The sequence below is a fragment of the Clostridium taeniosporum genome, from assembly GCF_001735765.2.
Lineage (GTDB): Bacteria > Bacillota > Clostridia > Clostridiales > Clostridiaceae > Clostridium > Clostridium taeniosporum.
Map to the genome: position 1 here is coordinate 2,231,757 of NZ_CP017253.2, position 12,794 is coordinate 2,244,550.

Sequence of the window (12,794 nt, forward strand, 5' to 3'; positions counted from 1 at the left end):
GAATTACTAATAACTTGTCAAATAAAATTTAAATTTCACATTTTGATATATGTTCTTTTAAAACATTAGCTGAATTTCTTAGGTTTATTATCTCTTTCTCAGTTATATTGGGATCTACTATTCTTACTGCTCCATTTCTATTAACTATAGTAGGTATAGCTAAATACATATCATTAATACCATATTCCCCTTGCATTAATGATGAAACAGTCAAAATAGCATTTTCATCTCTAAGTATTGATTCTGCTATTTTAGTTATAGCCAATGCAATTGCATAATAAGTAGCTTTTTTTCTACTTATTATTTCATATGCTGCATTTTTAACATCACTTTCAATAACACTTTTTATCTCTTCATCCCATTCTAATGAGAATTTCTTTGTATAATCATCAAAACCTTCTCCTGCAATGCTTGCAGTACTCCAGCTTATAATTTCACTATCTCCATGTTCACCTAAAACGTAAGCATGAATATTATTATTATTTACATTTAAATACTTACCTATAACATATTTTAATCTTGATGTATCTAATACAGTACCTGTTCCTATAACCCTTTCTTTAGGAAATCCTGATAATTTATATGTAATATATGCTAAGATATCTACTGGATTAGATGCAACTAATAATATAGCATCTGGACTTACCTTAGCTATTTCAGGAATAAATCCTTTAAATATTTTATAGTTCTTTTCTATTAAATCTAATCTAGTTTCTCCTTCTTTTTGAGCTGCACCAGCTGTTATTATAACTACATCCGAATCTTTAGTTTCAGCTATACTACCTGCATATATATTAACTGGCTTTACAAATGAAGTACCATGAACTAAATCCATAACTTCTCCTATAGCCTTATCCATATTTATATCACATATACAAATTTCTGTAGCAACCCCACTATTCATTAGCGCGAAGGCTGTTGTTGAACCAACAAATCCTGCACCTATAATTGATATCTTACGTTTTCTTTCCCTTACCATATCTAGTCCTCCTAAGTATTCTATTCTTTAATATATTATTATCAAAAAATTTGTAAATTATTATTTTTTCTATATTCAACTAATAAACTAATTTAATTTTAAAATTTCGTTTTATTTCTTTAGCAATAGTATACATTAAATAATAATTAAATTCAATAGTACTTAATAATAATTATTATTTATTTAGATGATTGAAAAACTTTCAAAATACTATATAATTAAGTAAATGAATTAATTTAAATTAATAGATTTTTCTGACTATGAATATCTATTAATTTTTAAAACTACTAAGGAGGTTAATTATATAATGAAATTATTATTTTTTGACACAGAAACTACTAGCATAAAACCAGGTAGTATTTGTCAATTGAGTTATATAACTGTAGATGCAAGTGCTAAGCCACAAATAACAACGGGAAAAAATTTCTTTTTTACAGTTGATGAAATGAGTCCTTCAGCTCAACAAGTTCATGGTTTTTCTTTAGAAAAATTATATGAATTATCAAATGGACAATACTTTGAAGATTTAGTGCCTGAATTTTTTAATGATTTTAGAGAAGCAGATTTTTTAATAGGACATAATGTAAACTTTGATATTAAATTTTTAAAGCATGAACTTTCCTTACTTGGAGAAGAATTTCTACCAAAACATTCTTTTTGTACTATGTCTCACTATAAGGATATATGTAAAATCCCCAAGGCAAATGGCGAAATAAAAAATCCAAAATTAGAAGAAGTAATAAATTTTCTTGGAATAACAAAAGAAAAAATAACTAAAACTTCCGATAATTTATTTAAAGGTAGTGGAAATTATCATGATGCAAGATTTGATACAGCAGCAACTTACTTAACTGTAATTGAAGGATTAAAAAAAGGATATCTTCCAAGAGGATATTTTACAAATTTGTTAAAAAACAGATAATAACTGCTTTTTATTTGCCTTATAAATTCATACGTTTAAATATTTGCAGTATATTTATTGCTATATTAACTTAAATATTTAGAGGATTACATTAATTTTTATTAACATTAATGTAATCCTCTAAATATTATATATTATCAACAAATATTCTATTGAATGAGGTGAATTCATATGAAAAAATATATTTGTGATATTTGTGGATATATATATGATCCTGAAATAGGTGATGTAGATAGTAATATCAAACCTGGTGTAAAATTCGAAGATTTACCTTCTAATTGGATTTGTCCTATATGCCATTTTGAAAAAGAACACTTTTCCTTGTTATAATCTTTCTTATTATAATCTTTCTTAAAAATAATTAAGCTATCTTTTTATTTAAAAGTGGAGAGTAAATAATTAAAATATTATATTTTAGAATTACGAGATTATGTAAATCAAAATTACTCTTAAAATTAAATAATTTATACTCTCCACTTTTTAAATTAATTATATATCTTTACCACATTAATAAAAATAGTCATATTTAAAATTATTTCTTATTTTATTCTTTAATAATATTTTCATATTTTTTAATTATTTCTTTATCCATAGCAGGTATACCTTCTAATGGATAATCAATATTTAAAACATCATATTTATTTTTTCCTAGTAAATGATATGGTAATAATTCTATTTTTTCTACACCTTTTATATTTGATATATATTTCTTAAAATTTCTTATATGATCTTCTCCATCAGTTAAACCCGGGACAACAACATGCCTAATCCAAATAGGAGTTTTTGTTTCCTGAATTTTCTTTAAAAATCTCAATGACTCATCAATATTCATATTAGTTACATTTTTATACCCATCTTTGTCATAATGTTTTATATCAAACAAAACTAAATCCACATACTTTAATATCTCAGCATAATTTCCTACACCAAATCCTGAAGTATCTAAACAAGTATGAATCCCTCTTTCTTTACATAATTTCAACACTTCTAGAAGAAATTCTGGCTGCCTTAATGGTTCTCCACCGGAAAAAGTAACTCCACCATTAGAACTTTTAAAATAAGTCTTATATCTTTCCAATTTCTTTACTAACTCTTCTGGCGTATATTCCTCTCCCCCGTCATATGTCCAAGTATCTGGATTATGACAATACTTACATCTTAAAGAACATCCTTGAAAAAATACAACTACTCTAATCCCCGGTCCATCTACTAATCCCATTGTTTCTATTGAATGAATTCTTCCTTTAACCATATTTTATCCTCCTAGAACTACACCCCTGTCAATTAAAGACAGGGGTATTAATTAAATTATGTTATGAACTTATAGTAATTTTATACTATATTTTATTAATATGCTTCTACATATATAAACAAAGTGAACTAATTAAAATACCACTTATTTATTGGATCTATAGACTAATATTTAAAATATAACTTTAATTATCTAATCTTAAATACTTTCATGGAAAGTTCTGCTTATAACTTCTAATTGTTGTTCTTTTGATAATCTGCTAAAGTTAACAGCATATCCAGAAACTCTAATTGTTAATGTTGGATATTTATCTGGATTTTCCATGGCATCTATTAATGTTTGTCTGTTAAGAACATTAACATTTAAATGGTGTGCACCTTGTACAAAATATCCATCTAATATTGAAACTAAATTAGATATTTTTTGTTCTTCATTTTTTCCAAGTGCGTCTGGAACAATTGAAAATGTATTTGATACACCATCTTGACAAATTTCATTATAAGGAATCTTAGCAACTGAATTTAATGATGCTAATGCTCCATTTTTATCTCTTCCATGCATTGGATTAGCTCCTGGTGCTAATGGTTCACCTTTTTTTCTTCCATCTGGTGTCGTACCTGTCTTCTTACCATACATAACATTAGATGTTATTGTAAGTGCTGATAATGTATGTTTAGCATCTCTGTATAAAGGATGTTTTTTAAGTTCACTTGAGAACTTAGCTACTAATTCTACCCCTATATCGTCTGCTCTGTCATCATCATTTCCGTATTTAGGGAAATCTCCTTCTACTACAAAGTCTATAGTTATTCCTTCTTCATTTCTTATAGGTTTAACTTTTGCATATTTGATAGCTGATAATGAATCTATTGCAACTGAAAGTCCTGCAATACCAAATGCCATTAATCTTTCTACCATAGTATCATGTAAAGCCATTTGTCCAGCTTCATAAGCATATTTATCATGCATATTATGAATTATATTCATTGTATCTACATAGATTTTGGCAACATATTCCAAAACTTTAAAATAGTTTTCTCTAACTTTATTAAAATCTAAAACTTCATCACCAATGGGTTCAATTCCTGGAACTACCTTCATACCTTTTAATTCATCATAACCACCATTTATAGCATATAAAAGTGATTTAGCCAAATTACATCTAGCTCCAAAAAATTGCATTTGTTTACCAACCTTCATTGCTGATACACAGCAAGCAATTGCATAATCATCACCATAAATTGGTCTCATAATTTCATCATTTTCATATTGAATCGCATCTGTCTTTATTGATATCTCTGCACAATACTTTTTAAAGTTTTCTGGTAATCTATCTGACCATAAAACTGTTAAATTAGGTTCTGCTGACGCACCTAAATTAATTAAAGTATGTAGATATCTAAATGAATTCTTAGTTACTAATGACTTGCCATTTATACCTATTCCACCAATTGATTCAGTAACCCATGTTGGATCTCCACCAAATAATTCATTATATTCTGGAGTTCTTAAATGTCTTACTAATCTTAATTTTATTATAAGTTGATCTACTAATTCTTGAGCTTCTTTTTCAGTTATTAATCCTGCCTCTAAATCTCTTTCGATATATATATCTAAAAATGTTGAAGTTCTACCAAATGAAGTAGCAGCTCCATTATTTTCTTTAATTCCAGCTAAATATCCAAAATATAATCCTTGTACAGCTTCTTTTGCATTAGATGCTGGTTTAGATATATCAACGCCATATTTAGCTGCCATCTCTTTGATTTCCTTTAAAGCTCTAATTTGCATAGATACTTCTTCTCTTTTTCTTACTAATTCATCAAGCATATCTCCTTGAAGATTATCAAGATCGTTTTTCTTTTCTTCTATTAAATAATCTATACCATAAAGAGCAATTCTTCTATAATCACCTATTATTCTTCCTCTACCATAAGCATCTGGAAGACCTGTTAAAAGTCCTGCACTTCTTGCAAGTCTTATTTCTTTTGTATATGCATCAAAAACACCCTCATTATGAGTTTTTCTATATTGAGAAAAATATTTATCTATATCTTTATCTAATTCATAACCATATTCCTTTAATGAAGTTTTAACCATTCTCATTCCACCAAAAGGATTTACTATTCTCTTAAGTGGAGCATCAGTTTGTAAACCTACTACTACTTCATTATCTTTATCTATATATCCTGCTTCATAGTTGTTTATTCCTGAAACTCTATCAGTTGCAACATCTATTATTCCTTTTTTAACTTCTTCAACAATTAATTCATATGCTTTTTCCCATACCTTTGTTGTTTTTTCACTTATACCCTCTAAGAAGCTCGAATCACCTTCATACAATTTATAATTTTTTTGTATAAAATTTCTTACATCAATACTTTCTTGCCAAGTACCAACTTTAAAACCTTCCCATTCTTTAAACATAATTTTGCCTCCTTTTTAACATATACCATTTCGAAAGTTTGTTAAATCTTTCTCAAGATTATTATAATATAAAATCATAAAAATTCAAAGTTTTTTCTTATTTTTTCTTAAAATATATGTTATATATGCTAATTAAGTATTTAAATTACTTATTTTATATTTTCTCTATTTTATTAACTTATACTCTTATTTATGGAATTTTTCTCATATATTACTCTGTAAAGATTGTTAAATTTTTCTCAATTGAATTTACCTTTTACTAATTATAATCTAATATATAATATTTTTCAATATAAAATTATTCTCAATTGATATTTATTACTAATAACTATTGATTTATTTATTTTTAATTATCATCATAAAATTAAGCACCTATTTTCTTATTCCTTATAATAATATTACCAAAAAAAAAAAAATTAACTATTATAAACAATAAAATGCATTCAAATTTGTTACTAACAAGCAATTAAAAAAATACTTATATATCAAAAACTAAATTTCATGATATTCCTGTTAAAGATGTGTCTGATCTAACTTTAAATATTTGAATTAAAAAATCTTATAAACAATTTAATTAGGGGTTACCTTAAATATAATTAAAGGTAACCCCTAACTTTTATTATTTATATTGCTACATACATTCTAATCTAATAAACCCTGTGAAATTAAAATTTTAGGACTTTTAACATCTATATATTTTCCTTTTATATAATTAATAAATATTATTTTAAGATTACCACACTACTTAGTTCCATATTCTTTATAGTATTCATCTATTCTAGCTTTTATTTCATCATTAATTATTACTTTCCCATCAACTTCTTTATTATGTAAATATTGTACAACTTCATTCATTGTAACTATTGAACAAGCTTTAAACCCATACTTTTCTTCTAACTCTACTAATGCAGATTTTTCACCTTGACCTTTTTCCATTCTATTAACAGATATAACTAACCCTATAACATCTACATTTCCTTGTTCCTTTAATATAGGCATTGTTTCATAAATAGATTTTCCTGATGTAGTTACATCTTCTACTATTAAAATTTTATCCCCATCATTTAATTTACCTCCAAGAAGTATGCCTTTGTCTCCATGATCTTTAACTTCTTTTCTATTTGAACAATAGCTTACATCTATTCCATATTTATCACTTAAAGCCATTGTAACTGTAACGCTTAGTGGAATTCCTTTATACGCTGGTCCAAATACTATATTATAATCTTCACTATAATTTGCTTTTATAGCTTCTGCATAATATTCTCCTAGTTTTTTTAATTGACTTCCAGTTTTATAATTACCTGTATTAACAAAGAATGGTGTCTTTCTTCCACTTTTAGTTATAAAATCTCCAAAAGTTAAAACTCCACACTCTATCATAAATTCAATAAACTCTTTTTTATATGCTTCCATTCTCTATTCCTCCAAAATTTCATACTGTATTTTAAATAATACATGTTAGTGTGTTTGTATATCTTAAATAATTAAATTTCTTTGTTCATCAAACCATATATTCTAACATTAATAACCCTTTAAATTACACCAACAATTTCATTTATGTCTTTTATTCCTTGTTCTTTGCAGAAAGATTCCATTTCTTCTATGATTTCTTTTCCTGCCATAGGATTTACAAAATTTATTGTTCCTATTTGAATAGCTCTAGCTCCTGCCATCATAAACTCTATTGCATCTATTCCATTAGATATTCCACCAAGCCCTATTACTGGTATACTAACGGCTTTGCTTACTTCGTGCACCATTCTTAATGCTACTGGTTTTACTGCTGGACCTGAAAGTCCTGCATACACATTATTGAATATAGGTTTTCTCTTATATGGATCTATTGCTAAACCTTTTAATGTATTTATTAAACTTAACGAATCTGCTCCTGCTTCTTCACATTTAGCTGCCATTTCAACTATATTTTCAGCATTGGGTGATAATTTAACCATAAGTGGTTTTTTACAAATTTGTTTTATTTGTTTTACAAATTCATAAGCAACCTCTGATTTAATTCCATATGCCATTCCACCACATTTTACATTTGGGCATGATATATTTAATTCAATCATATTTACTACAGTATTATTTAATTTTTCAATAGCTTCTGCATAATCTTCAAAACATCCACCACCAACATTAGCTAAAATATTAGTATTTAATTCTTGCATTTTAGGTAGCTCATTTTTTATAAATCCATCTATTCCCGGATTTTGTAATCCTACTGAATTCATCATTCCTGATGGAGTTTCATATACTCGTAATCCATCATTACCTGCTTTAACATTAAGAGTTAACCCCTTAGAAGATATTCCACCTAACATACCTACATCGTAAAAATTGTTATATTCTGCACCAAAACCAAAAGTTCCTGAAGCTGCTATAACTGGATTTTTAAATTCCACACCATTTATATTTACTTTTAACATAACTTCAATCTCCTCCTGATTTATAATTCCACATAATATCCATCAAATACTGGACCATCTTTACATGTTCTTTTATTTCCATCTTTAGTTTTACAAGTACAAACTAAGCAAGCCCCTACGCCACAAGCCATATGCTTTTCCATTGAAACATGCACTTTAACATTTTTTTCTTTACACATTTCAACAACTTTCTTCATCATGATTTCTGGTCCACAACATAATACAATATCATATTCTTCTGGCTTTAATATATCTGTAACAAAACCCTTATGACCATGCTTTCCTGTATTAGTTGTTACTTGTACTTTATTAGCATATTTAGATAGCTCATCTATTAAGTAAACATCATCTCTAAATCCTGCATAAACATCTATAAGTCCATATTTATTATTTCTTCTAAGAACCTTGCATACCTCAACCATAGGCGCTGTTCCAATTCCTCCTGAAACAACTGCAACTTTTCCTAGATATTCATCTAAATCAAATCCATTTCCCAGAGGTCCTGTAAGATTTATAAAATCTCCTTCTTTAAGTTTTGCAAATTCTTCTGTGCCTTTTCCTACTACTGCATATAAAAATGTTACTTTATTATCTTCTTTTTCGCATATACTTATAGGTCTTGGAAGCAATGTTTGACCATTAATCTTAAGCATATAAAACTGCCCTGCTTTTATGGCATTATCATCTTCACATACCATCTTATATATATTATCAGTCACTTTTTCATTGGAAAATATCTTTGATTTTTTATAATTTGTACTCATTCTATCACCTCTTAAAGACTGTCTACCGCTTTTCTTATTTCATCTCTCATTCTTATAGCTTCTTCTCTTGCACACAATGCAAAATCTTTTTCTCTATTTTGTTTTTTATAAGCAAGTAATATTCCTCTTGATGAATTCACAACTCCACCATTCCCATTATTTAAATACATCGCTACATCTTGTGCCTTACCACCTTGAGCTCCATATCCAGGAATCAAAAAGAACATTGAACTAAATCTTTTTCTTAATTCTTTTCCTTCTTCAACATGAGTACATCCAATTACTCCACCTAATGGGTTATAACCACATTTTGAAATCATATTTTTTCCCATTTCCATAAGTTTATCGCCAACCACATGATATACTTTCTCACCAATAATAGTATCTAAGTATTCAATATCTTCTGCTCCCTTATTTGATGTCCTAACTAAGCTAAACACACCTTTTTTACCATTTTCTAGATATGGGATATATGGTTCTATACTATCCATTCCCATATAAGGACTTAAGGTTATAAAATCCGCTTCAAAATCTCCCTCAAAATGAGCTTTTGCATACATTTTGGCAGTAGCTGCTATGTCTCCTCTTTTTATATCTGCTATTATAATTTCATCTTTTTCTCTTAAATATTCCAATGTTTTTTTATAAGCTAATAATCCTTCTAATCCTAAAGCTTCATAATAAGCTATTTGAACTTTAAAACACGCTGCTATATCAGAAGTAGCATCTATAATTTGTCTATTAAATTCAAATATAGCTTCACTTGATGTTTTATCTTCTTTTATATGATTAGGTATATAATCTAACGAGGTATCTAATCCAACACACACGACTCCTCTTTTTTCAACTCTACCATATAGCTTATCCATTATATTAATCATCATAGCAACTCTCCTCAAATTTATATTAAAAATCGTAAAATTTTAAATTTATATTGATATATGCAATAGACATAATGTAATTTCAGCTTACTTCGCTTATGCATATATCAACATTCTCTTAAACTAGCACCCTTCTCCTATTTCTTATATTTAATTTTTCCACCCTTTATTGTTGAAAGTATTTCTCCATAATACTCCATTCCTTCAAATGGTGTATTCATACCTTTTGATGCAAATTCTTGTGAATTTATCTTTATCTTTTTATCTATATCTATCAAAACCAAATCTGCATCTAATCCTATACTAACCTTTCCTTTATTCATTTTAAGCAGGTTAGATGGATTAAGTGACATAAGTTTACTTAACTCATTTAATGAAATATTATTTTCTTTTACTAATTTTGTATAGCATATAGAAAAGGCTGTTTCTAATCCAACCATTCCAGGAGAACCTTTAGCTTTTTCTTCTAATGTATGCGGTGCATGATCTGTTCCTATTGTATCTATCATTCCTAATTTAATTGCTTTAATAATCTCTTCTACATCCTCTTTTTCTCTTATTGGTGGATTAACTCTATAATCATTTATTTCCTTAGTTAAACCTATGTGATGTGGTGTTATTTCTAATGTAATGTTAATACCTTTATTTTTAGCATCAATAATGTATCTTAATGCCTCTTTAGTACTTACATGACACATATGTAAATGTGCACCTGTTAATTTTGCAAGTTCAACATCTCTAATAGTCATCATATTTTCAGCTATTCTCATATCAACTTTTGAAAACTCAGAACTTTCAGCATGTGACATAAGTACCCAATTATTTTCTTTTGCAATTTTCATAGCTTCAAGCATTGTATTTGAATTTGATATTCCAATACCATCATCTGAAATAGCCCTTACTTCATTATCATTTTTAAATTCATTTAAATGTTCTAAAGTTTTTCCATCAAAATTATGTGTTACTGAAATACATTGATGTATATCAATTAAATCTAATTCTTTTGATTTATTTCTAACATACTCCACTACTTCCCTTGACGAACATATAGGCTTAGTATTTGCCATTAAGCAGACACCTGTATACCCTCCTCTCAGAGCTGATTTAGAACCACTTTTTAAATCTTCTTTCCATGTAAGTCCTGGATCTCTAAAATGAGCATGTGTATCAACAAATGATGGCATTAATATATTTTCTTTACAATCAAGTATTTCAACATTTTCTTTATTTATTTCTTTACCAATTTCATTTATCAATCCATCTTTTATATAAATATCACCATGAAAATCTTGAATTGCATCTATAATTCTTGCATTTTTAATTAAAAGTTCCACTGTAAATCACTCTCCCAACTCTATTAAACTTCAGATAGTTTTGTTATTTCATCACAATATTCACATCTGTAAGTACCTTTTTCTTTATCTAATAGTACAAAAGAATGAGCCACATATTTTTCGTCTTGAGTTATACATCTTGAATTTTTACATTTTAATATGTTGTTTACCTTGATAGGTAATTTAGGTTTTATCTTACCTATTATTTTTTCATTTTCAACTTCGTTTATAGTTATGCTTGGTGAAAGTAATCCTAATATTGTATAATCTAATTCTTTGCAGTTTTCTATTTTTATTATGTCCTTCTTGCCTAGTATTTCACTTTTTGCATTAATTATTAAGGCAACACTATAATTGCTTTTATCCAGTCCTAAATAGTTAAATATTTTTATTCCCATACCTGCTTCAATATGATCTATAACTAATCCATTTTTCAAACTTGTAATTTCTAACATTTTATAACACCCCCAAAAGTTTAGCCATTAATGCCATTCTTACATACATTCCATATTCAGCCTGTTTAAAATATGCCGCTCTTTTATCATTATCAACTTCACATGTAATTTCGTTTACTCTTGGAAGTGGATGCATAACTATCATATCTTCTTTTGCTAAATTCATTTTTTCTTTATTTAAAATATAACTATCTCTTAATCTTAAGTATTCTTTTTCATTAAAAAATCTCTCTTTTTGAATTCTAGTCATATATAATATATCTATATTATCTATAGCTTCTTCTAATCTTTCTACTTCTAAAAACTCAATATTATTCTTTTTAAGTATTTCTTCTCTTATATAATCTGGTATTCTTAATTCTTTTGGGGAAATAAGTAAGAATTTATTACCTTTATATCTAGACATTGCTTTTATTAAGGAATGAACAGTTCTTCCATATTTTAAATCACCACATATACCAATTGTGTGATTATTTAAACCTTTTTTAAGCATTTCTATTGTTAATAAATCAGTAAGAGTTTGAGTTGGATGTTGATGACCACCATCTCCTGCATTAATAATTGGAACACTTGAATAAAGACTTGCTACTTTAGCTGCACCCTCTTTAGGATGTCTCATTGCTATTATGTCTGTATAAATTGATACCATTTTTATTGTATCAGATAAAGTTTCACCTTTTGATGTTGATGATGAATTAGGCTCAGAGAAGCCAAGAATTTTTCCACCAAGTCTCATCATAGCAGCTTCAAAACTAAATCTAGTTCTTGTACTTGGTTCATAAAATAATGTTGCTAATATTTTTCCATCACATACATGTGAAAATTTTCTAGGATCCAAAATTATCTCATGAGCTAAATTAAAGATCTCTTCTAATTCTTCTACTGTAAAATCCATTGGATCTACTAAATGTTTGTTTTTTATCATATTGATATCACTCCTTTTTAAGTATACAGAAAAACTTATAAAAAGTTATATCAAATCTATCTAAACCTCCTATAGATAGCGCCATATATCCTGGATTTAATTAATTTTATTATTTTACACTCTTAATTATTTCAAATAACCAACTACACTTTTATATAATTAATTGTATAAAAAAAGCCTTCTTCACATGTGAAGGAAGGCATAACGAACCCTATAAATATGGTATTATATAACTTCCTTGCTGATCTCTCTGGATCAAATTAAAGGTTATTCTTTGTGTAAAAGAATAACATTTATTTTTTCTCATGTCAAGAAAATTTTTTTCCTTCACTCCATACTTGAATTTTAAAAATTTAGCCAATTCTCTTTAATAAATTTCTATACAAAAAAACAAAAAGATTGCACCAATGAATCTTAAACCAT

The 12,794-nt window shown here is 27.5% G+C and carries 12 protein-coding genes; 2 read left to right on the forward strand and 10 right to left on the reverse strand.

What is annotated here, in order from left to right:
• Positions 1-28: 28 nt before the first annotated feature.
• Positions 29-979 (reverse strand): L-lactate dehydrogenase, encoded by a 951-nt coding sequence (locus BGI42_RS10250; RefSeq protein WP_069680214.1) that lies wholly within the window; start codon positions 977-979, stop codon positions 29-31.
• Positions 980-1,286: 307 nt separating this feature from the next.
• On the opposite strand from BGI42_RS10250, the gene BGI42_RS10255 reads away from it, so the two are divergent.
• Positions 1,287-1,901, forward strand: coding sequence for a 3'-5' exonuclease (locus BGI42_RS10255; RefSeq protein ID WP_069680215.1), 615 nt, complete (start codon positions 1,287-1,289; stop codon positions 1,899-1,901).
• 171 nt (positions 1,902-2,072) lie between these two features.
• Positions 2,073-2,231: a rubredoxin gene (rd, locus tag BGI42_RS10260; protein WP_069680216.1), complete on the forward strand. Its 159-nt coding sequence runs from the start codon at positions 2,073-2,075 to the stop codon at positions 2,229-2,231.
• A 214-nt stretch (positions 2,232-2,445) separates the two neighbouring features.
• Here the strand turns inward: rd and pflA are convergent, their stop codons facing one another.
• From pflA to pyrB, 9 genes are all read right to left on the reverse strand, one after another.
• Positions 2,446-3,153 carry a pyruvate formate-lyase-activating protein gene (gene pflA / locus BGI42_RS10265; protein ID WP_069680217.1) on the reverse strand — a complete coding sequence of 236 codons (708 nt, stop codon included), beginning with the start codon at positions 3,151-3,153 and terminating at the stop codon, positions 2,446-2,448.
• A 198-nt stretch (positions 3,154-3,351) separates the two neighbouring features.
• Positions 3,352-5,580: a formate C-acetyltransferase gene (gene pflB / locus BGI42_RS10270; RefSeq protein ID WP_069680218.1), complete on the reverse strand. Its 2,229-nt coding sequence runs from the start codon at positions 5,578-5,580 to the stop codon at positions 3,352-3,354.
• Positions 5,581-6,321: 741 nt separating this feature from the next.
• The gene (gene pyrE, locus BGI42_RS10275; protein WP_069680219.1) at positions 6,322-6,996 is read right to left on the reverse strand and encodes an orotate phosphoribosyltransferase; all 675 of its coding nucleotides are present in this window, start codon (positions 6,994-6,996) and stop codon (positions 6,322-6,324) included.
• A gap of 119 nt (positions 6,997-7,115) precedes the next feature.
• Complete coding sequence (locus BGI42_RS10280; RefSeq protein ID WP_069680220.1) at positions 7,116-8,012, reverse strand: dihydroorotate dehydrogenase; 897 nt, start codon at positions 8,010-8,012, stop codon at positions 7,116-7,118.
• A gap of 20 nt (positions 8,013-8,032) precedes the next feature.
• Positions 8,033-8,776, reverse strand: coding sequence for a dihydroorotate dehydrogenase electron transfer subunit (locus BGI42_RS10285; RefSeq protein WP_069680221.1), 744 nt, complete (start codon positions 8,774-8,776; stop codon positions 8,033-8,035).
• Positions 8,777-8,787: 11 nt separating this feature from the next.
• On the reverse strand, positions 8,788-9,660 hold the full coding sequence (gene pyrF / locus BGI42_RS10290) for an orotidine-5'-phosphate decarboxylase (RefSeq protein ID WP_069680222.1): 873 nt from the start codon (positions 9,658-9,660) through the stop codon (positions 8,788-8,790).
• Between the two features lie 134 nt (positions 9,661-9,794).
• Positions 9,795-10,991 carry a dihydroorotase gene (locus BGI42_RS10295; protein ID WP_069680223.1) on the reverse strand — a complete coding sequence of 399 codons (1,197 nt, stop codon included), beginning with the start codon at positions 10,989-10,991 and terminating at the stop codon, positions 9,795-9,797.
• A 23-nt stretch (positions 10,992-11,014) separates the two neighbouring features.
• The gene (locus BGI42_RS10300; RefSeq protein ID WP_069680224.1) at positions 11,015-11,446 is read right to left on the reverse strand and encodes an aspartate carbamoyltransferase regulatory subunit; all 432 of its coding nucleotides are present in this window, start codon (positions 11,444-11,446) and stop codon (positions 11,015-11,017) included.
• Between the two features lies 1 nt (position 11,447).
• A complete protein-coding gene (pyrB, locus tag BGI42_RS10305) occupies positions 11,448-12,371 on the reverse strand; it encodes an aspartate carbamoyltransferase (protein ID WP_069680225.1) in 924 nt (307 codons plus the stop codon).
• Positions 12,372-12,794: the final 423 nt, after the last annotated feature.

Coding starts and splice junctions, on each gene's coding strand:
- BGI42_RS10250 (WP_069680214.1), bottom strand. CDS start 979: ATGGTAAGGGAAAGAAAACGTAAGATATCAATTATAGGTGCAGGATTT.
- BGI42_RS10255 (WP_069680215.1), top strand. CDS start 1,287: ATGAAATTATTATTTTTTGACACAGAAACTACTAGCATAAAACCAGGT.
- rd (WP_069680216.1), top strand. CDS start 2,073: ATGAAAAAATATATTTGTGATATTTGTGGATATATATATGATCCTGAA.
- pflA (WP_069680217.1), bottom strand. CDS start 3,153: ATGGTTAAAGGAAGAATTCATTCAATAGAAACAATGGGATTAGTAGAT.
- pflB (WP_069680218.1), bottom strand. CDS start 5,580: ATGTTTAAAGAATGGGAAGGTTTTAAAGTTGGTACTTGGCAAGAAAGT.
- pyrE (WP_069680219.1), bottom strand. CDS start 6,996: ATGGAAGCATATAAAAAAGAGTTTATTGAATTTATGATAGAGTGTGGA.
- BGI42_RS10280 (WP_069680220.1), bottom strand. CDS start 8,012: ATGTTAAAAGTAAATATAAATGGTGTGGAATTTAAAAATCCAGTTATA.
- BGI42_RS10285 (WP_069680221.1), bottom strand. CDS start 8,776: ATGAGTACAAATTATAAAAAATCAAAGATATTTTCCAATGAAAAAGTG.
- pyrF (WP_069680222.1), bottom strand. CDS start 9,660: ATGATGATTAATATAATGGATAAGCTATATGGTAGAGTTGAAAAAAGA.
- BGI42_RS10300 (WP_069680224.1), bottom strand. CDS start 11,446: ATGTTAGAAATTACAAGTTTGAAAAATGGATTAGTTATAGATCATATT.
- pyrB (WP_069680225.1), bottom strand. CDS start 12,371: ATGATAAAAAACAAACATTTAGTAGATCCAATGGATTTTACAGTAGAA.